Consider the following 19,300-nt stretch of genomic DNA (forward strand, 5'->3'; position numbering starts at 1 on the left):
TCCGTCAGCAGGCGCCGCTAGCTCAGTTGGTTAGAGCAGCTGACTCTTAATCAGCGGGTCCGGGGTTCGAGTCCCTGGCGGCGCACAGACGGAAGAAGCCCCTCGCGGAAGCGAGGGGCTTCTTCGTGTACCGGCAGACCAGGCCGTCGGGACCGGCCGTCGCGGGCCGGGGGTCAGAACTGGACGTCGGAGCAGGCGTAGAACGCGTTCGCCGTGTCCGCGATCGTCCACACGGCCAGGATCAGGTGCTTGCCGGACTTCCCGCTCGGGATGGTGCCCTGGTGCGTGAGCGTGGACGGCGGCTGCTGGCTGTTGTACGGGACGGTCAGGAACGGCTGGGGATCCAGGGCCGCGCGGGTCAGCGGCCTGGTCGGGTCCCACCCGTTGCGGGTGATGTAGTACTTGAAGTCCGTGGTGCGGTGCCGGGCGGTGAACTGCCAGCGGAAGGTGTAGCTCTGGCCGCCGGACACCCTGGTGGCGGGCCAGTTCCCCCCGCGCGGGTCGTCGAGCTGGGCGAACTGACCGTTGCCGCCGGCGCAGATCCTGCCGTCGGCGGGGCCGCCGGACGGGAAGCCCTTGGGCCCCTCGACCGACTGCGGCTCCCACTGGATGTTGCCGCAGTTGGTGACCGTGCCGTTGGCGCAGAGCTTCTGCCGGCTGATCGGCAGGTCGGTGTAGCCATGACTGCTGGCGCTGCTGGTGGCGAACAGCGACGCCGCGGCTATGCCGAGGGCCACCACCGCCGTTCCTGTCTTCTTTCGCATGCTGTCGCTCCGAGAGGACGTGGGGGACTTCCATGAGCCGTGCCGCACGCGCGCATGGGGAATAGTTGCGGTCTAGACCAAGTCCCAATGTAGGGACGGGCGATGGGCATGTCCATACCAATCACGCCCCTTCCGCCGGACCACCACGACCCGTGTAGAACGCCACCGTCAGGTCCTTCACCAGCGACTTGCGGTCGTAGTCGTCCAGCTCGACCAGACCACGCGTGGTCAGCCGGTGGACCATGTCGTCCACCGCGTCCACCACCGAACCGAGCACCATGTCCCGGTGCTTGGCGTCGATCGCCGCGACCCTCCGGCGCTGCATCGCCGCCGCCACCTCCGGCGCGTACTCCAGGCGCGTCGGCTGCGCCGAGAACACCTCGATGCCGACCGGCGCGCACTCCGCCGACAGCATCCGCGTCAGCGCCTCCCCCACCGCCTCCGCGTCCCGCAGCGTCGGCGCGTCCTCGTGGAACGCGTCGGCCGGCAGCTGCGACAGCACCCGCGCCATCGCCGCCTCCACCTGCTCCCGCAGGTACCGCTCGTGGTCGGCCACGCCGAGCACCGCCCGCACCGTGTCGCTGATCCGCCACACCACCAGCACCACGACCCGCAGAGCCGTACCGTTCGCGTCGACCGCTGGCAGCGGTTCGCTGCGCCAGTGCCGCAGCCGTACGTCGACCCGGCGGCGCAGCAGCAGCGGGCTCGCCCAGACCAGCCCCGTACGCCGCATCGTGCCCCGGTACTCGCCGAACAGCGTCAGCACCCACGCCTGGCCCACCCGGCCGCGCCCCAGACCGCCGAACCCGAACAGCGTCACCAGCACCCCGAGCGCCAGCAGCACCGACGGGACGATCACCGCGCCCCCGTACGGGTGGAGAGGCAGGCCGACCACCCGCGCCACCGAGGGGGGCACCGCCCCGGCCCACCACAGCACCGCCACGCAACCGGCGAGCCCGACGGCGCCCACGACCGCGCCGATCCAGCCGGACAGCACCGCCGCAGGCCGCTCGGCCAGCCTCGGGTCGGCGGACGGCACGGGCCGCGTCCGCGTCGCGCCCGTCCTGTCGGCGGTCTTCGCGTCGCCCGCCTTCGCGGCCGTCCTGTCGGGGGTCTTCGCGCCCGTCCTGTCGAGGGTCTTCGCCGGCGGGCGTGCCAGGGACTCCGCCGCACCACGCGCTACGGGGCGCGGCGCCGGGCGGGGTTCGGTGCGCGGTGCGGGACGCGGTGCCTGTCGTACGGCGTGCCGGGGGGCGCGACCGCTCGCGGGCGGCATCGGGGGGCGCTCGTCCACCGGGCGCTCCGGCACGCCGGGGGCGTGCGCGGGGGGCACGGTGCCGGTCCCGCCGTCGGCTGTCGACGCCGTGGCGGCCGTCGCGGTCCCGGACCCGGAGGCGGACGCGGCCCCAGCGGTGGTCGTGGCGGTGGTGGCAGTCGTCGTGTCGGCCGTCGAGGCGGTGGCGGAGCTGTGACCCGCACCGCCGGGGGCGTCCGTGCCCGACGCCACAGGTCCGGTCGGCGCCACGGGGCCAGTCGGCGCCACAGGGCCGGTCGACGCCACGGGGCCAGTCGGCGCCACGGGGCCAGTCGGCGTCACGGGGCCAGTCGGCGCTACGGATCCGGTCGGCGCTACGGATCCGGTCGGCGTCACAGGCGCCACGGGGCCGGTCGGCGCCGCCCTACGCGTGGGGGCGGCGGGCGCCCGGCGAGCGCTTCTCGGTGGCTCGTCCGCCCAGAGGGACGCCGGGTCGAACAACGCCGTCACGGCGGGGTCGCCGGACGTCGGGGCCTCCGCGCCGGTGGGCGACAAGGCCGTACGGGTCGCGGCGGCGGCCGTACGGCCACCACCCTTCGGCGGCTCGTCCGCCCAGAGGGACGCCGGGTCGAACATGGCCGTCACCGCGGGGTCGCCGGACGTCGGCGGCGAGTCCGACAGGGCGCGCGTCTTCGGGGACGCCACGCCGGTGCGGTCGTCCGCAGCCGGAGTGGCGGGCGGCGGGGGTGTGTTCGGGGTAGTGGGGCCGCCCACCGGGACTGCCGAGGCCGCCGGGGTGAGTGGGGCTGCCGAGGCTGTCGGAGCCGATGTGGCTGCCACTGCCGGTGAGGTCGGCGGGGTGAATGGAGTGGGTGGGGCCTTCGAGGCCGCCGCTGTCGGGGTGCCCATGATCCCCGCCGTCCCGGTCATGGCCAGACCCGAGGACGGGCCGCTCGGGACGGTCGGGGTTCCGCCGGTCGCCGGGCCGTCCTCGTCCCTGTCCTCGCGGAACAGCAGATGGACCGGGATCGATCCGGTCGTCTCGTTGCCGATCACCGGGACGCGCCGACCGGCCGCCCCGCCTTCCGGAGTCGCCGTGGTCATCGTCGTTCGCACCTCACGCTCGTCGTACCCGTTCATCGGAAGAGCCGCCGCCAGGTCTCGGGGCCCGGGTAGCCGTCTGCGGCACCGCCGCGCCAGCCCTGCGCCCGCTGGAACGCCTGGACGTTGCGCCGGTCCGCCTCGCCCCACCGGGGGGTGGGGCCCGTCCGGTAGTGGGCGCCGAAGCCCTTCCGCACCAGCCGGCGGCCCAGCATCTCCACGTACGTGTTGGACTGGCCCGGCCGGAAGTGGCCGCGGCCGGGGTAGGCGGGCGCCGACGAGGCGGGTCCGGCGGACGTGCCGCCGCCGGACCCCTTCGCCGCCGCGCCCGGGATGTCCTTGCCGGTCCCGTCGACCAGCAGCCGCCAGGTGTGCGGCCCGGGCAGCCCGTCCGCCTCGGCGCCGCGCCAGCCCTGGGCCCGCTGGAACGCCCGGGTGGCCCGCCGGTCGGCGTCGCTCCAGCGAGGACCAGGCCCCTCGCGGTAGAACCGGGCGCCGCCGCGCTCCACGAGCATCCGGCCGAGCCGGGTGACGTACGGGTTGTTCGCGCCCGGCCCGAAGCGCCCGGCGCCGGGGTACCCGACCGCCCGCGTGGCCTCACCGCCGGAGCCGCCGGAGCCGCCCGCGTCGTCGGTGTCGCCGTCGATCAGGCCCTTGTAGCGGTAGGCCACGTACTTGTCGGAGTTGTTCCAGTACGCCAGGGGGGTGGCCTGCCTGCGGGTGTGCGGCTTGGCCTGCTCGTACGCGATGTAGTGCGTGCGGGTGTAGTCGGTCCAGCCGCCGAAGATCGTGACGTGCGAGCCCTTGTTCGGGTCGGCGTCGTTGTGGAACAACAGGATGTCGCCGGGCTGCAGCGCCGAGCGGCTGAGCTTGGTCGCGTACCGGGCGAGGCTGCCCGTCCACTCGTTGCCCGGCAGGTTCCAGGCCATCGACACGAACCCGGAGCAGTCCTGCCGGTAGCCGTCCGTCCAGTACTTCTCCATCGAGTACGGGACCTTCGCGGCCACCCAGCGCTTCGCCCGGTTGACGATGTCCGCGCGGGTGATCTGCCGCAGGGTGTCCGCCGATACCTGACCCGGCGTCGGGCCCGGGCGCGGGCGGCCGTGCAGCCCGCCGGTACCGCCCTGCGGGGTCGCCGAGTCCGGGTCGTCCGCGTCTCCCCGCAGGCCCAGGGGCCCGGCGGGGTGGAAGGGACCGGCCGGGTGGAGCGCGGCGCCGTTCGCGGCCTGAACCCCCGCGCCGCCGAGGACCACACCCGCCGCGGTGAACAGGACCAGCGCGCGGCGGGCGCCATGGGCCGACGGATGACCGCCCACCCGCACGGCCAGCCCCGTGGCCAGCTCGCGCCGTTGCCGGGCGCAGCCGGCGCAGGGGCAGTCGGCGGCGGGCTCGTACTCCTCGAAGACCGGGACGGCCATACGGTTCCCCTCCAGACTTATCAAGATCTCTCCGGACTGCTGCACGGGCGCCAGTGTCGCAACTGTCCCGACATGTCGCATTTTGACGGTATGGAGATAAAAACGACCATCCGACAGGCCGGGCAGACCCCACCGGAACGAGACCGGCAGGACGACGCGCACGGCGACACGCGCGGTGACGCGCGCGGCGACACACCAGCCGAGAGCGACGGGAGTGGTGGCAGTAGTGGCAGTAGGGGGAGTGATGAGAGTGACGTAAGCGACAGGGCTTCCGGATGGATGGAGGTCGGGAGCACTCCCGGACGTCGGGTAGAGTTATCCAGGTCAGCAGGCGCCGCTAGCTCAGTTGGTTAGAGCAGCTGACTCTTAATCAGCGGGTCCGGGGTTCGAGTCCCTGGCGGCGCACAGACATATGAGGCCCCTCGTTCCAGGACGAGGGGCCTCATGCTTTCCCGCCGCGCGACCGCCGACCGCCGGACCATGACCGCCGCCGGGCCGCGACCCCCATCCGCCAGCGCGCCACCCGACGCCTCCCCCCAACGCCGCCCCCGCGCACCGCCACCGAGCGCCGCCACCGAGCGCCGCCACCGAGCGCCGCCACCGAGCGCCGCCGCCGAGGGCCGCCGCCTAGGGCCGCCGCGTAATGGATCATTCCCAACTTCCTCCGCGCGCATCGGAGTTCCCCGTTCCGGCCATGATCACAATCACGTCCACAGGCCGGGAAACACGTTGGACACGCTCCGTCGCACACTGTCACGCTTCGCATGCCAGTTCTAAAGGCAGTTCTCATGCAGCAACTGTTCTGGAGGCTGAACCACGTGCACAGATCGACCCACCTGCCGCACGGCAGCTCAGGGCCGCGAGCCGGATCCGGCTCCCGACGCGGACGGTTCGCCGGCCCGCTCTCCCTGGTGCTCCTCGCCGAGGCGAGCCTGATCGCGGCGGGCACCGCCCCCGCCGTAGCCGTACAGCAAGAACCGGCCATCACCGCAGCGGCCACCACGGCCGCCGACACGGCGCGTCAGAGCGGTGCCACGACCGCCGAGGAAGCCGGGGCCCGGCTCACCGCCGCCGCCCAGGACCGCCGGATCGAGGTGATCGGCGCCCGCACGGAGAACACCACTCTGTGGGCCAACCCCGACGGCACCATGTCGCTGGAGACCCACGCCGGGCCCGTCCGCTTCCGCAAGGGCGGCGCCTGGGTCCCGGTGGACACCACCCTCGTGAAGAACGCCGACGGTTCGGTGACCCCCAAGGCGCATCCGCGCGGGCTGCGGCTCGCCGGCGGTACCGGCGCGGGCGGCGGCGACCTCGCCACGCTCGGCACGGGCGACCGCTCCGTCGCCCTCGGCTGGCAGGGCGCCCTTCCGCAGCCGGTCCTCAAGGGCAACAAGGCCACGTACGTCGACGCGCTGCCCGGTACCGACCTCGTGGTCGAGGCCACCAGGACCGGGTTCGAGCAGTTCCTCGTCGTGAAGAACCGGGCGGCGGCCGAACGTGCCGCCGACGTCACCCTGCCGCTCAAGGCCAAGGGCGTGAAGGCCGCGCAGGGCGCCGACAAGTCGGTCACCTTCACGGACACGGCGACGAACAAGACGGTCGGCAAGCTGCCGACGCCCGTGATGTGGGACGCCTCGCGCGACCGGCGCGGCCTCGCCGAGACCAACCGGGCTCCGGTCGGACTCGACATCACGCCGGCCAAGGGCGGTTACACGCTCGACGTCTCCGCCGACCGTGACTTCCTGGCCGACAAGGACACGAAGTACCCGGTGACGATCGACCCGGCGATCTACTTCGGCACGAACTTCGACACCACCGTCGTCAACGGCGAGACGGCCGACCTCTCCGGCGCCGTCGGCCTGCGGGTCGGCCGCGAGTGGCAGAAGAACGAGGCGCGCTCGTTCATCCAGTTCCCGCGTGACGCCTCCGTCACCGGGCAGGACGTCCTCAACGCCGAGCTGAACCTGTACGCCGTGTGGTCGGACTCCTGTGAGCCGCGCTCGTGGGAGATCTGGGACACCGGCGTCGTCTCCGCGTCGACCCGCTGGAGCACCCAGCCCGCCTGGCGGACCAAGGCGAACACCTCCACCGTGACGCACGGCCACACGAACTGCGGGCCGCGGTGGATCTCGGAGGACATCACCTCCATCGTCAAGCAGTGGTCGAAGGTGGACCGGGCGGTCGACACCGTCGGTCTGCGCGCCACCGACGAGGCCGACTACAAGGCGTTCAAGATCTTCGCGTCCAGCGACGCGACCGCCAACGCCCCGTCGATCCTGGTCACGTACGAGACCCCGGCCGACCCGGTCAAGGACCACGTCGTGTACTGGAACGACGTCCTGCAGCAGACCTTCCGCGAGGTCGGCGGCGCCCCCGGTCCGCTGGCCAGGGCCGGCGCCATGATGCACGGCGCGATCTACGACGCGGCCAACTCCGCCAAGTGCGCGGAAGGCGCGGTCAAGTGCCTGGGCGCCCCGTACCTGATCAAGGCGACCGCCGGCAACGGGGCCGTGCCCGACGTCAACAGCGCCATCGACCACGCGGCCTTCGACGTGCTGCGCAGCGTCTTCCCCGGCGCCAACTTCGACGACGAGATCGCCACGGCGCGGTCCACCATCCCCGCCGCCGTGACCGCGGCCGAGCGCACCGCCGGTACGTCCGTCGGCCAGCAGGCCGCCGCCGCGATGATCAACGCCCGCCAGAACGACGGCTCCTCGACGACCGTCGCCTACAGCGGCAGCCAGACGCCCGGCTTCTGGCGTCCCACGGACGGCAAGTCCGCCGCCACGCCCGGCTGGGGCCTGGTCAAGCCGTTCTCCCTGACCTCCGGCACCCAGTTCCGGCCGGCCGGTCCCGGCGGGCACACCGTCATGGACAGCCTCCTGAAGAGCCCGGCGTACGCCGCTCAGGTCGAGGAGGTCAAGAACCTCGGCAAGAGCGACTCCACCGCCCGCACCGCCGACCAGCGGCAGGCGGCCCTGTTCTGGGCCAACGACCTCGACGGCACCTACAAGCCGCCGGGTCAGCTCTTCGAGTTCACCCAGATCCTGTCGCGGGACCAGCGGCTGACCGTCGCCGGAAACGCCAAGCTGTTCGCGCTCGCCGCGTTCTCGATGGCCGACGCGGGCATCGCGGCCTGGGACGCCAAGTACCAGACGAACATCGACCTGTGGCGGCCGGAGTCCGCGATCCGGCTCGACGGTGACGGCAACGACGCCACGCAGCCGAACTCCAGCTGGCAGCCGCTCTCCCAGGACCGGGACGGCATCCACTTCTCCCCCGCGTTCCCCGCGTACGTCTCCGGTCACGCGACCTTCGGCGGCGCCTGGGCCAAGGCCATGGAGAAGTGGTTCCGCACGGACAACGTGACCTTCACCGGCACCACCGAGGACCCGAACGCCCTCGGGGTGACCCGTACCTTCACCAGCTTCTCCGCCGCCGCCGAGGAGAACTCGATCGGCCGCGTCTGGCTCGGTGTCCACTACCGGTGGGACGGTACGGACGGGGTCACGGCCGGCAACAGGATCGCCGAGCACGTCGCCGCGACCAAGCTGACCGCCAACTCGGCGTCCAGCTGGGTGAAGTACGGCGACCTGCACAACCTCGGCGGCTGCGAGGCGGTCGGCAAGCGGCTCGTGGCGGAGCACCGCTGGAGCGCCTACCAGTGCGTGGCGGTCAACCCCGTCGAGACCCCCGACCACGTCCTCAACGTCAAGTAGCCGAGGAGGAGACAGAAGCGATGCGTCTGTTCAACAGAGGTTCCGGCGTACGGCCGGCACGGCTCGTCACGGCGGCCGTGGCGGTGCTCGCCGCAGCGGCGGTCGCCACGCCCCTCGCCCTGGCGGAGCCGAACACGGGGACGGTGGCCACGGCGGCGAACGCGGCGGCCGACAACCCGGACCGCCTGCTGCGCACCCCCGGCAACCCGCGTATATCCGACGGCCCGTACGCGGGCTTCCAGTTCTGCGGCGCGCCGCAGAAGCCGGTCGTCACGACGGGCTCCGCGACGCTCGCGGCGACGCTGGAGTCGGTGGCCCCGCCCGGGACCGTCGAGACTCCCGGCGACGCGGCACCCGGCCGGAAGGTGGTCTTCGAGCTGGAGCAGGGCGACGGCAAGCAGGTGCTGCGCCGGCAGACGGTCAGTGAGACCAGCCAGAACGCCGCCTTCCAGGTTCCGGAGGACAAGCTGCCCGACGGCGACTACCGCTGGCGGGTCCGCGTCCAGGACGGCTCGGCCGTCTCGGAGTGGACGGCGTGGTGCGACTTCACGGCCCGCCGCGCGTAGTCACCTGACCAGGTGACCGCATGACGGTACGACCGCATGACGGCACGGCCGTGACCGTACGACCGTGACCGTACGACCGTGACCGTACGACCGCGTGACGTACGACCGCAGGCCCTCGGCATTCGCTGCCGGGGGCCTGTCGGGCGTACGCCGGGTCTGCCGGGCGCTCGGGGCCTGTCGGGCCTCGCTCGGACGGCAGGGCCCCGGGCGGCGGTGAGCGACGGGTCAGCGCAGGCCGGTCAGATACGCCGACACGACCACGTTCGCCGTGTACGAGCCGGTCGCCCGGTCGAAGGTGCCGCCGCAGGTGATCAGCCGCAGCTCGGCGCGGCCGGGCACGTGCTGCCCGTACGCCCGCCGCGCGTCGAACTCGCGGCGCGTGAAAACCCGTACGTCCTCGACGGTGAACTCGGCGACCGAGCCGTCGGCCCGCGTCACCTCGATGCGCGCGCCGGGGCGGGCGGAGCTCAGCCCGTAGAAGACGGCCGGTTTCGTGTCCGTGTCGACATGGCCCACGAGGAGCGCCGCGCCGTCCGTGCCCGGCGCGGCGCCGGAGCCGAACCAGCCGACGGTCTGCGGCATCTCGTACGGGGGCGGTTCGATCGCGCCCGTGGCGTCGAGGCCGCGCGGTACGACGGGGGCGGTGATGCCCAGCGACGGCACCCGGAGCCGCCGCGGCCTGGCCTCCCGGAGGGGATCCCGCGCCGGGGGCAGCGGTACGGCCAGGGGCCGGCCGACCGCGGCCACGTCACCGGTCGTCGGGCCGGAGGGCCGGCCGGGGCCGCCGGTGACCTCCTTGCCCCACAGCCACATGCCGAGGAGGAGCAGCGCCCAGGCCACGCCGGTGACGAGCCGTCCCGTGCCACTCCCCGTACCGCCTCCCGTACCGCCCACCGCGCCCCCCGTGCCGCCGTCATCGCCGCCGGGGCCGGCCGGGCGGTCGCCGGACGACACGGCGGGCCTCAGTCCGCGCCCGTGCGGCGGCGGCGCGCGCTGCGGAACGCCACCGCGACGGCCGCCGCGGCCGCCAGCACCAGGCCGACGACGGTGTGCGGGGTGCCGGGGCCCTGCTCGGCGACGCTGGGGGCGTCGGCGGAGAGCGCGGCGGTGCCTCCGCCGCCCGCCTTCACGGGGGCGTGCGGGGTGGGCGGCGGCGGGTTGTGCGTGACGTGGACGCTGCCGACGTCGTGGTGGTCGCGGCCGTCGCAAACGACGGTGATCGCGTAGACACCTGAGGGGAGGGAGGACTTGACGGTGGTGTCGCCGTGCAGGGGTTTGCCCTTGCCGTCGCGCCCGGACAGCTCGGCGTCGGCGACGAACGCCTTGGACCTGGCCGAGCCTGTCGTACCGGAACAGCCGGAGACCCGCAGGTCGACGTCGGCGCCGGGCCGGGCCGTGGCCGGGATGACCTTGACGGTCACGTCGGCGTTGTCACCGGCGTGCGCGGGCCCGGCGAGCGCGGCCGGCACGAGGACGGCGGCCGCCGCCGCGACGGAACGGAGAGCAAGCAGTCCTGAACGCATCGTGAACCTCCTGCTGGCAAGATTCACTCCTGACGCCGCTTTCCGCATCCGCAGCGGCCGCGCGGCCGCCGGGTCACGCCCCGCCGGCACGCCGCTGACCTGCGCGTACCGCGATCCGCGCCGGTCCCGGTCGGCTCAGACGCGTTCGACCAGATCGGCGATCGAATCGACGATGGTGGACGGCCGGAACGGATAGCGGTCGACGTCGGCGGGGGTCGTCAGCCCGGTGAGGACGAGGAAGGTCTCCATGCCCGCCTCCAGACCGGCCAGGACGTCCGTGTCCATCCGGTCGCCGATCATGGCGCTGCTCTCGGAGTGGGCGCCGATCGCGTTCAGCCCGGTCCGCATCATCAGCGGGTTCGGCTTGCCCGCGAAGTACGGCTCCTTGCCCGTGGCCTTGGTGATCAGCGCCGCGACGGAGCCGGTGGCGGGCAGCGGGCCCTCCGTGGACGGGCCGGTCTCGTCGGGGTTGGTGCAGATGAACCTGGCGCCCGCGTTGATCAGCCGGATCGCCTTGGTGAGGGCCTCGAAGCTGTACGTCCGGGTCTCGCCGAGGACGACGTAGTCCGGGTCGTGGTCGGTCAGGACGTAGCCGATGTCGTGGAGCGCGGTGGTCAGCCCCGCCTCGCCGATGACGTACGCGGTGCCGCCGGGCCGCTGGTCGTCCAGGAACCGCGCGGTGGCGAGCGCGGACGTCCAGATGTTCTCGACCGGCACGTCCAGGCCCATGCGGAAGAGCCGGGCGTGCAGGTCGCGGGCGGTGTAGATGGAGTTGTTGGTGAGGACCAGGAAGGGCCGCTCGGTGTCCCGCAGCTTCTTGATGAAGGCTTCGGCGCCGGGGATCGGTACGCCCTCGTGGATGAGGACACCGTCCATGTCGGTGAGCCAGGATTCGATCGGCTTGCGCTCTGCCATGGTTACGGGACTCCTGCCGTACAAGACATGCGGTGTGCTGGGGCGCCGCGACAGCACTGTGGCGACGCCCCCAGATTAGTCACGTTGTGCGAATGGTGACCCCGTCGATCACCCAGTACCAGTTGTTGGCACCGGTGTAGCGGAAGCGGAAGCTCACGCTGGACGCCCCGGACGGGACGGCCACGGTCAGCGACTGCGGCTGGGACACCACGTCGGAGGTGTAGGCGCGGACGGCGGTCGGGGTGCCGCCGTTGAAGGAGGCGAGGACTTCGGCGGTCTGGCCGGCCTCCTGCCGGTAGTGCGTGACGAAGTCCAGCGTCACCTTCGTACGGCCGACGACGTCGTACGCCGGTGTCACCAGCGTCGAGTCGAACCGGCCCGAGTTCGCCCGGTCGTCCCACTCGTCGGAGTCGGCGACCGCGAAGACGCCCCGGGCGCGGACGTTGAGCTCACGCCACTGGTCGCGCTGGGTCCGGCTCCAGAACTCGTCGGTGGCGAACGACCAGCCGCGCCATTCGGTCACACCGCCGGTGCCCATGGCGTTGTCGATGACGGACCAGCCGCTGGGCGGGGTGTGCGTGAAGCCGAGCACCCCGGCCGGGATGCCCGTCTCGTCGACCCGGCCGGACAGGGAGCCCTGGAGGCTGTCGAACGGGTCGGTGGACCGCTGCTGGACCGGCTTGCCGTCCAGCCCCCAGGCCGGGTCGGGCGCGATGCCGAGCTGGTGGAACACGGTCGCGGCGACGTCCACGAGGCGGGTGTCGGCGGGGCGGGCGCCGGCCGCGATGCCGGGTCCCGTGGCGAGGACGAAGGTGCGCCGCTCCTCGACGGAACTGCCGCCGTGACCACCCGTGTCGACATGGCCGTGGTCGGTGCAGACGATGACCGTCCAGCGCTCGGCGGCGCGGGTCGGGCGGGCCTCGATGGCGGCGAGCATCCGTCCGAGCTGGGCGTCCTGGACGGCGATGGCGTCGAGGTAGCGCTGTCCGGTGCCGGAGGAGTGGGCGACGACGTCGGTGTTGCCGAGGTAGACGAACAGCACGTCCGGGTTCCGCTCCCGCAGGACGGACACGGTGGTGGCGGTGATGGTCTCGTCGTGGGCGACATAGCCGTCACGGTCACCGTCGAGCACGAGTGCCGCGTCGGCGCCCGCGGTGACCGTGCCGTAGGTGTCCAGCGGCTTCCAGTCGACGGCCGCGAACAGCGAGAGATCGGGCCTGACCTGGTGCAGCCGGGCCAGGAAGCCCGGGTAGCGGCTGTAGTTCCGGCCGGTGAAGGAGTTGTCCTTGACCCCGTGCTTGTCGGGCCAGACGCCGGTGGAGACGGTCGACCAGCCGGGGCCCGACGAGGTCGCGGCCATGGGGTTGGCGTACAGCAGGGACGTGCCGAACGTGCCGTTCGCGCGCATGGCCTTGAGGTGCGGCGCGGTCGCCGCGTCGATTCTGTCGTGGCGGAGCCCGTCCATGCCGACGACGAGCACCTTGTTCGCGCTGGTGCCGTCCGGGAGGGCCGGGGCGGCGGCCTGGGCGGTGGACGCGGCCTGGGCGGTGGACGCGGCGGCGAGGGTGCCGGCGGCCGCGGTGGCGGCGGTCGCCGCCCCCGCGACGAGGACGCTACGGCGGGACACGCGGGGCGTGCGGGGGCTGCTGGGCGTGCCGGTGGGCGGCATCGTGGGTCCTCCGTGGTGGGTGGGAGACGGGGGGCCGGGCTCGGTCTTCGGGTCGTCGCGCTCTCGGGCACGCCGACGCCCCCGGTGTTCAGGGACGTCGACGCGGTGGAGCGGTGTGGCGGTGGAGCCGTGGAGCCGTGGAGCCGTGGGGCCGTGGGGCCGTGGGGCGGTGGGGCGGTGGAGCGGTGCGGAGGTAGGGCGAAAGCGCGGTGAGGCCGTGGGGCGGTGGAGCGGTGGGACGGCGGGGCGGTGGCGCGGTCGAACCGTGGCGCGGTCGACCGTGGGGCGTGGGGCAGTGGGACCGTGGCGCGGTCGAACCGTGGCGCGGTGGCGCGGTGGCGCGTCGGTCCGTACCCGTTATCGTTCCGCGATGTGCCGTGGTGTTCCAGGGGCGTGCGGTGAACTCTCAGCTGCCCGTGGCGGTCTTCCACGCGTCGACATAGGTCTTCAGGTTCTTGTCGATGTCGGTCCAGTCCGGCTCGAACACCTCGACGCCCTCCATCAGCCGTGCCAGCGCGACGGCGTTGGCGTCGGCCGGCTTGATGTCGGCCCGGGCGGGGAAGCCGCCGCCGACCTCGCTGACCTGCCGCTGCGCGCCCTCGCTCAGCAGGAAGTCGAGCAGCTTCCTGCCGTTGGCGGCGTGCGGCGCCTTGTCGACCAGACCCGCCGCGTACGGCAGGGCGAAGGTGGTGGGCCTGCCTCCCTCGCGGGCGGGGAACCAGATGCCGAGGTTCGGCATGGACCTGGCCTGCGCGAAGTTCATCTGGACGTCGCCGTTGGCGACGAGGAGCTCGCCCTTGTCGACCTTGGGCGCCAGCTTCGAGGTAGAGGACGACGGGCCGACGTTGTTGGCCTGGAGCTTCCTCAGGTACTCCATGGCGGGCTCCTGGCCGCCGAAGTCGTGCATGGCCTTGATCACGACGGCGGTGCCGTCGCCCGCGACACCGGGCGTCGAGTACTGGAGCCGGTCCTTGTACGCCGGGTCGAGGAGCTGCTCCCAGGTGGTGGGCGGGGTCTTCAGCTCCTCCTTGTTGTGGATGAAGCCGAAGTAGTTGTTGACGACCGGGGTCCAGGTGCCGTCGCGGGACGTGTCGGCGCCGTCCACCTGGTCGGCGCCCTTCGGCTCGTACGGCTGGAGGAGGCCCTTGGAGGCCGCCTGCTGGATGAACGGCGGGAGTGTGACGAGGACGTCGGCCTGCGTGTTGGTGCGTTCGCGCAGGGCGCGCTGCACCATCTCGCCGGAGCCGCCCTCCACGTACTTCACCGTGATGCCGGTCTCCTTCTCGAAGTCCTCGAAGACCCGGTCGTACCAGCCGTCGCCGTTCTCGCCCTTGAGGCCGTCCGCGCTGTAGACGGTGACGACCTTCTCGTCGGCGGCGGATGTGGTGCCGCAGCCGGTGAGCACGGTGGCGAGTCCGGTGGTGAGCACGGTGGTGAGGAGCAGGCTGCCGGCGAGGGCGGCGGTCCGCCGGGGGGTGCGGGTGACCATGACGTCGTTCTCTCCTAGCGGTAGGTGGCTCGGGTGCGGAAGCGGGAGACGGCCAGCAGGACCAGCAGCGTCGTCGCCATCAGGACGACGGCGATGGCCGATCCGGTGAACAGGGAGCCCCGGTCGGTGGCTGTGAAGACGAGGACGGGCAGCGGCAGCCAGTCCGGCGGGTAGAGCATCATCGTGGCGCTCAACTCGCCCATGGACAGGGCGAGGCCGAGCCCGGCGGCGGCGCTCAGCGACGGCAGCAGCAGCGGCAGCTTCACTCGCCACAGGACGTACGACGGGCGGGCGCCGAGACCCGCCGCCGCCTGCTCGTACGCCGGGTCCAGCCGCCGCAGGGCCGCCGTCACCGACTGGTGGGCGAAGGCCGTGACGAGCACCGTGTGCGCGACGATCACGATCCAGCGAGTGCCGTTCAGGAGCAGCGGCGGCTGTGAGAACGCGACCAGCACGGCGAGCCCGACGACTACCGACGGTACGGCGACCGGCAGCATGAACAGCGCGTCCAGCACGCGCCGGGCCCGCCGGCCGAGGCGCTCGGCGGCCAGCGCGGCCCAGGCGCCGATGAGCAGCGCGAGCAGGCTCGCGGTGACGGCGGTGACGAGACTGGTGGTGAGCGCCTGGAGGGACTCGCCGCGCACGGCGGCGGCGTAGTTCGCGCCGGTCGGTCCCGACGGGAGCGTGCCGGACCAGTTTGTGGCGAACGACGCGGCGACGATCACCAGCAGGGGCAGGGCGAAGAGCGGGACGAACAGGACGAGGAACAGGGTCCAGGCGGCCCACCTGCCCCTAGCGCTGTGCACCAGCACGGCGGCTCACCACCCGGTACAGGGCGTAGAGGCCCACGGACAGGGCCACCTCGACGACGGCGACGACGCACGCGGCGGTGTAGTCGGATTCGAGGATGGCCTTGCCGTAGACGAGCATCGGCAGGGTCGTGACGCCCTTGGCGCCGGTGAACAGGACGATCCCGAACTCGTTGAGGCACAGGACGAGGACGAGGCCGCCGCCCGCGGCGAGCGCGGGCAGCGCCTCGGGGAGGATGACCCGCCGTACGATCCGCGCGGGCCGGGCGCCGAGCGAGGACGCCACCTCCAGCTGGGCGGTGTCGAGTTGGGCGAACGCCGCGAGGAGCGGCCGCATCACGAACGGCGTGAAGTACGTGATCTCGGCGAGCAGCACGCCCCACGGGGTGGTCAGGAACCGGAACGGCCCTTCGGCGGCGCCCGTGACGTCCGTCCACAGGCCGTTGGCGATGCCGACGGTGCCGTAGAGGAAGAGCAGGGCGAGGGTGATGAGGAAGGACGGGAAGGAGAGGAAGACGTCGATGAACCGGGCGACCGCCCGGGAGCCGGGGAACGGCACGAACGCCACGATCAGCGCCAGGACGAACCCGATGACGAGGCAGCCGGCGGTCGCCCCGGCCGCGAGCAGCACGGTCGTGACGAGCGCGTCCCGGAAGGCCGGGGAGCCGAGCACCTCGGCGTACGCCCCGGGCGCGAGGGACTCCTGGACGACGAGGGCGAGCGGATGGAGGAACACGACGCCGAGCACGGCGACGGGTGGCAGCGCCCAGAGCGCGCGCGGCGCCCACAGGGCACGGGCGGCCCGGACCGTACGGTGTGCGGCCGGCGCGCGGGACGCCCGCGGCGCACGGTCCCCGCCCGGCTCACGGTCCCCGCCCGGCTCACGGTCATCCCGCGACCGGCCGGGGCGGCCCGGCCCCGGCGCGCCCTGACCGGCCGTCCCGGTGACGGTCGTGGCGGTCATGCCGCCACCCCCGCCGCCAGCAGCACCGCGTCCTCGGCGGCGAAGTGGAGGGTGACCTCGGCGCCGAGCGGCGGCGGTTCGCGCAGTTCGCGGACGTCCGCCTTCACCCGGTGGCCCGCCACGTCGACGTACAGCCGGTGCGTGGCGCCACGCCACTGGATCTCGGCGAGTGTGCCGCGCAGCGCGTTGGGACCCTCGCCGAGGCCGATCAGGTGCGGGCGGACGCAGAGCGTGGCGCCGGCGCCCGGTGCCACGGCGAGGCTGCCGCCGTACTGACCATCACCATCACCATCACCATCACCGCCGCTGCCGCTGCCACTTCCACTGCCAGCGTCACCGTCACCGGCGTGGACGTTCACTTCCAGCTCGCGCCCGGCGAAGGAGACCGAGCGGGCGCCGACGGTCACCGGCAGCAGGTTCGCGTTGCCGACGAACGACGCGGTGAACTCCGTACGCGGCGTGCGGTACAGCTCCTGCGGCGTGCCGCAGTCCCGCAGCCGGGCCCGTTCCATGACGGCGATGCGGTCGGCGAGCGTCAGCGCCTCGACCTGGTCGTGGGTGACGTACAGGATGGACATGTCGGGCAGGTCCCGGTGCAGTCGGGCCAGTTCGGCGAGCATGCCGGAGCGGAGGCGCGCGTCGAGCGCGGACAGCGGTTCGTCCAGGAGCAGTACGCCGGGGCGGATGGCGAGGGCGCGAGCGATGGCGACGCGCTGCTGCTGCCCGCCGGAGAGTTCACGCGGGTAGCGCCGGGCGTAGTCGGCCATGCCCGTCATGTCGAGGGCCTCGGCGACCCGCCGGGGGATCTCGCTCTTCGGGGTCCTGCGCGCCTTCAGGCCGAACGCCACGTTGTCCGCGACCCGCATGTGCGGGAACAGCGCGTACTGCTGGACCACCATGCCGATGCCCCGCCGGTGCGGCGGCAGCGCGGTCACGTCACGGTCGCCGATGAACACCCGTCCGGACACGGGCCGTACGAACCCGGCGACGGCGCGCAGCGCGGTGGTCTTGCCGGAGCCGGACGGTCCGAGCAGCGCCATGACCTCGCCTGGCCCGACGGTCAGGTCGAGGGCGTCGAGGACGGTGTCGCCGCCGTAGGCGACGGAGACCTGTTCGAAGCGTATGCCGTTGCTCATGGCTCCACCGGCCGTTCCATCGGGCGGTCCATCCGGCGATCCACCCGGCTCAGCAGGTCGGGCAGTTGGGCGACCGAGGCGAGGACGTGGCCCGCGCCGTGCGCGGTCAGCCGTTCCGCGTCGTGGGCGCCGGTCAGGACGCCCGCGACGATCCCGGCGCCGGAGCGGACGCCGCTGAGCATGTCGTACGTGGTGTCCCCGGCGACCGCGATCCGCCGGACGTCGTCCACGGCACCCGTCCGGAGGAAGGCGGCGAGGATCAGGTCGGGGTACGGGCGCCCCCTGCCCCCGGCTTCGGCGGGGCAGAGGGTGAGGTCCACCAGGTCCCGCCAGCCCAGCGCGTCGAGGATCGCGTCCTGGGTGACGCGGGCGAAGCCGGTGGTCAGGACGACGGTACGGCCCTGTTCCCGGAGTGCGCCGATGGCGTCGGCGGCGCCGGGGACAGGGGCGACGGCCCCGGCGGCGACCAGCTCTCCGTACGCCTCCTCGAAGGCGGTGTTGGCCTCGTGGGCCTTGGTCTCGTCGCCGCCGAAGAGAGCGCGGAACACGGAGATCTTGGACTCGCCCATGGTGGCGCGGACGTGGTCGAGCAGCGGTTCCGGGTCCTCGCCGACGCGGCGCGCGGCGGCGGCGAAGGCGGCCTCGACCAGGCCGCCGTCGGCGACGGTGGTGCCGGCCATGTCGAGGACGACCAGGTTCACGGGAGGCAGGGGGGACGCGGAGGACGCGGAGGACGCAGAGGACATGGGCGATGTGGGCGATGTAGGGGACATGGGGGGCATGGGGGGCATGGGGTGGCTCACCAGTTCAGTTCGTTCGCGGTGGTCTCGGCGATGGCGGGGGCGCAGGTCATGCCGCGGCCGCCGGGGCCGGTGACGAGGTGGACGCCGTCGCGCACCCGCTGGCGGTGGACGACGCGGGAGGGGTCGGTGCACTGCGCGTACACCCCGGCCCAGCGGCGGCGTACGGTCGGCAGGGGCCGGCCGATGAGCGACTCGACGACCTTCGTGAGGTGCTCGTAGGGGTCTTCGAGGGTGTCGAAGGCGAAGGGGTGCTCGTACTCGTGGGTGTCGCCGATGGTCAGTCCGCCGTCGAGGCGCTGCACCATGAGCAGCTGCATGCGGTGGGCGGCGGCCACCGGCTCCTGCGGCTGACCGGCCTCCAGTGCGGCCGAGTCGTACGCCGGGTAGTAGCGGAAGCTGTCGGCGTCGGCGACGGAGGTGGTGAGGGGCTCGCCGAGAGGGTCGGTCTGCATCATCTGGAGGCGTACGCGGCGTACGGGGATGTCGCCCGCGACCTCGCGGACCAGGCCGCCGAGCCAGGCGCCGGTGCACAGGACGACGGCGTCGCCGGTATGGGTGTCGCCCTGGTCGTCGCGGACCCCGTTCCCGCCGACGACATCGCGGACCTCCCGGCCGGGCAGGAAGGTGTACCGGCCGGAGGCGTGCAGCGCGGCCCGCAGGGCGAGTTGGGCGGTGCGCGGCTCGACGGCGGCGTCGCGTGCGCACCACAGGGCGGCGTTGAACTCGCCGCGCAGGGCGGGGTTGATGGCGCGTGCCCGGTCGGCGGTGACCAGCTCGAAGCCGCGGGCGGCGGCGTCGGGCCGGGCGGCCGCCGCCTCGGCGACGGCACGCTCCGGCTCGGTGCGGACGGGCGTGAGTGAGCCGATGGCCCGGAACCCGAGGCCCGGGACGCGGGCCCCGATCCGCTCCCACAGCTCGCGGGCGCGCAGGGCGGTCGCGAGTTCCTCGCCGCCCGCGCGGCCACTGACCCAGATCTGGCCGAAGTTGCGCAGGGACGCGCCCCGGGCCTCGCTCTCGCGCTCGATGTGTACGACCTCGTGGCCGCGTTCCACTGCGTGCCAGGCGTGCATGGTGCCCAGCACGCCGGCTCCTACGACGATGACTCTCACGCCGGAAACGGTCGTGGCGGCGGGTGGCCCGGACAGGTCGGACGGGCGACGGGAGTGTGA

At 73.1% G+C, this 19,300-nt stretch carries 16 protein-coding genes and 2 tRNA genes; 5 read left to right on the forward strand and 13 right to left on the reverse strand.

Annotation, left to right across the window (positions count from 1 at the left end):
- The first annotated feature begins 11 nt into the window (after positions 1 to 11).
- Positions 12 to 85: transfer RNA gene (locus tag ACGF5U_RS05005), tRNA-Lys, on the forward strand.
- Positions 86 to 173: 88 nt separating this feature from the next.
- Here the strand turns inward: ACGF5U_RS05005 and ACGF5U_RS05010 are convergent.
- The gene (locus ACGF5U_RS05010; protein WP_392712997.1) at positions 174 to 764 is read right to left on the reverse strand and encodes a lytic polysaccharide monooxygenase; all 591 of its coding nucleotides are present in this window, start codon (positions 762 to 764) and stop codon (positions 174 to 176) included.
- A gap of 121 nt (positions 765 to 885) precedes the next feature.
- Positions 886 to 2,058: an SPFH domain-containing protein gene (locus ACGF5U_RS05015; protein ID WP_392712999.1), complete on the reverse strand. Its 1,173-nt coding sequence runs from the start codon at positions 2,056 to 2,058 to the stop codon at positions 886 to 888.
- Positions 2,059 to 2,098: 40 nt separating this feature from the next.
- On the opposite strand from ACGF5U_RS05015, the gene ACGF5U_RS05020 reads away from it, so the two are divergent.
- On the forward strand, positions 2,099 to 2,236 hold the full coding sequence (locus ACGF5U_RS05020) for a hypothetical protein (protein WP_392713001.1): 138 nt from the start codon (positions 2,099 to 2,101) through the stop codon (positions 2,234 to 2,236).
- 919 nt (positions 2,237 to 3,155) lie between these two features.
- On the opposite strand, the gene ACGF5U_RS05025 is transcribed toward ACGF5U_RS05020, so the two are convergent.
- Entirely contained in the window at positions 3,156 to 4,538 is a 1,383-nt protein-coding gene (locus tag ACGF5U_RS05025; protein WP_392713209.1) for a peptidoglycan-binding protein, read from the reverse strand.
- A 331-nt stretch (positions 4,539 to 4,869) separates the two neighbouring features.
- Between ACGF5U_RS05025 and ACGF5U_RS05030 the strand changes: the two genes are divergently transcribed.
- The 3 genes from ACGF5U_RS05030 (at position 4,870) to ACGF5U_RS05040 (ending at position 8,823) form a co-directional block, all read left to right on the forward strand.
- A tRNA-Lys gene (locus ACGF5U_RS05030) sits at positions 4,870 to 4,943 on the forward strand.
- Positions 4,944 to 5,356: 413 nt separating this feature from the next.
- Positions 5,357 to 8,257 carry a DNRLRE domain-containing protein gene (locus ACGF5U_RS05035; protein WP_392713003.1) on the forward strand — a complete coding sequence of 967 codons (2,901 nt, stop codon included), beginning with the start codon at positions 5,357 to 5,359 and terminating at the stop codon, positions 8,255 to 8,257.
- Positions 8,258 to 8,277: 20 nt separating this feature from the next.
- Complete coding sequence (locus ACGF5U_RS05040; protein ID WP_392713005.1) at positions 8,278 to 8,823, forward strand: hypothetical protein; 546 nt, start codon at positions 8,278 to 8,280, stop codon at positions 8,821 to 8,823.
- A gap of 225 nt (positions 8,824 to 9,048) precedes the next feature.
- Here ACGF5U_RS05040 and ACGF5U_RS05045 read toward each other — a convergent pair whose 3' ends face one another.
- The 10 genes from ACGF5U_RS05045 to ACGF5U_RS05090 form a co-directional block, all read right to left on the reverse strand.
- A complete protein-coding gene (locus tag ACGF5U_RS05045) occupies positions 9,049 to 9,717 on the reverse strand; it encodes a class F sortase (protein ID WP_392713210.1) in 669 nt (222 codons plus the stop codon).
- Positions 9,718 to 9,785: 68 nt separating this feature from the next.
- Positions 9,786 to 10,346, reverse strand: coding sequence for a hypothetical protein (locus tag ACGF5U_RS05050; protein WP_392713007.1), 561 nt, complete (start codon positions 10,344 to 10,346; stop codon positions 9,786 to 9,788).
- Positions 10,347 to 10,481: 135 nt separating this feature from the next.
- Positions 10,482 to 11,261 (reverse strand): HAD-IIA family hydrolase, encoded by a 780-nt coding sequence (locus ACGF5U_RS05055; RefSeq protein WP_392713008.1) that lies wholly within the window; start codon positions 11,259 to 11,261, stop codon positions 10,482 to 10,484.
- A 79-nt stretch (positions 11,262 to 11,340) separates the two neighbouring features.
- Complete coding sequence (locus tag ACGF5U_RS05060; protein WP_392713009.1) at positions 11,341 to 12,930, reverse strand: alkaline phosphatase family protein; 1,590 nt, start codon at positions 12,928 to 12,930, stop codon at positions 11,341 to 11,343.
- A 406-nt stretch (positions 12,931 to 13,336) separates the two neighbouring features.
- Positions 13,337 to 14,419, reverse strand: a complete 1,083-nt coding sequence (locus ACGF5U_RS05065; protein WP_392713011.1) for a 2-aminoethylphosphonate ABC transporter substrate-binding protein — start codon at positions 14,417 to 14,419, stop codon at positions 13,337 to 13,339.
- Between the two features lie 14 nt (positions 14,420 to 14,433).
- Positions 14,434 to 15,231 carry an ABC transporter permease gene (locus ACGF5U_RS05070; RefSeq protein WP_392713013.1) on the reverse strand — a complete coding sequence of 266 codons (798 nt, stop codon included), beginning with the start codon at positions 15,229 to 15,231 and terminating at the stop codon, positions 14,434 to 14,436.
- A complete protein-coding gene (locus ACGF5U_RS05075) occupies positions 15,212 to 16,192 on the reverse strand; it encodes a 2-aminoethylphosphonate ABC transporter permease subunit (protein WP_392713015.1) in 981 nt (326 codons plus the stop codon). Before ACGF5U_RS05075 ends, ACGF5U_RS05070 begins: the two co-directional genes overlap by 20 nt.
- Positions 16,189 to 17,328: an ABC transporter ATP-binding protein gene (locus ACGF5U_RS05080; RefSeq protein WP_392713016.1), complete on the reverse strand. Its 1,140-nt coding sequence runs from the start codon at positions 17,326 to 17,328 to the stop codon at positions 16,189 to 16,191. The genes ACGF5U_RS05075 and ACGF5U_RS05080 overlap by 4 nt, the downstream gene beginning before the upstream one ends.
- Positions 17,325 to 18,074, reverse strand: coding sequence for a phosphonatase-like hydrolase (locus ACGF5U_RS05085; protein WP_392713018.1), 750 nt, complete (start codon positions 18,072 to 18,074; stop codon positions 17,325 to 17,327). The genes ACGF5U_RS05080 and ACGF5U_RS05085 overlap by 4 nt, the downstream gene beginning before the upstream one ends.
- 53 nt (positions 18,075 to 18,127) lie before the next feature.
- Positions 18,128 to 19,240 carry a TIGR03364 family FAD-dependent oxidoreductase gene (locus ACGF5U_RS05090; RefSeq protein WP_392713021.1) on the reverse strand — a complete coding sequence of 371 codons (1,113 nt, stop codon included), beginning with the start codon at positions 19,238 to 19,240 and terminating at the stop codon, positions 18,128 to 18,130.
- Positions 19,241 to 19,300: the final 60 nt, after the last annotated feature.

The organism is Streptomyces sp. NPDC047886 (assembly GCF_043204435.1).
In the GTDB taxonomy this organism is placed as follows: Bacteria; Actinomycetota; Actinomycetes; order Streptomycetales; family Streptomycetaceae; genus Streptomyces.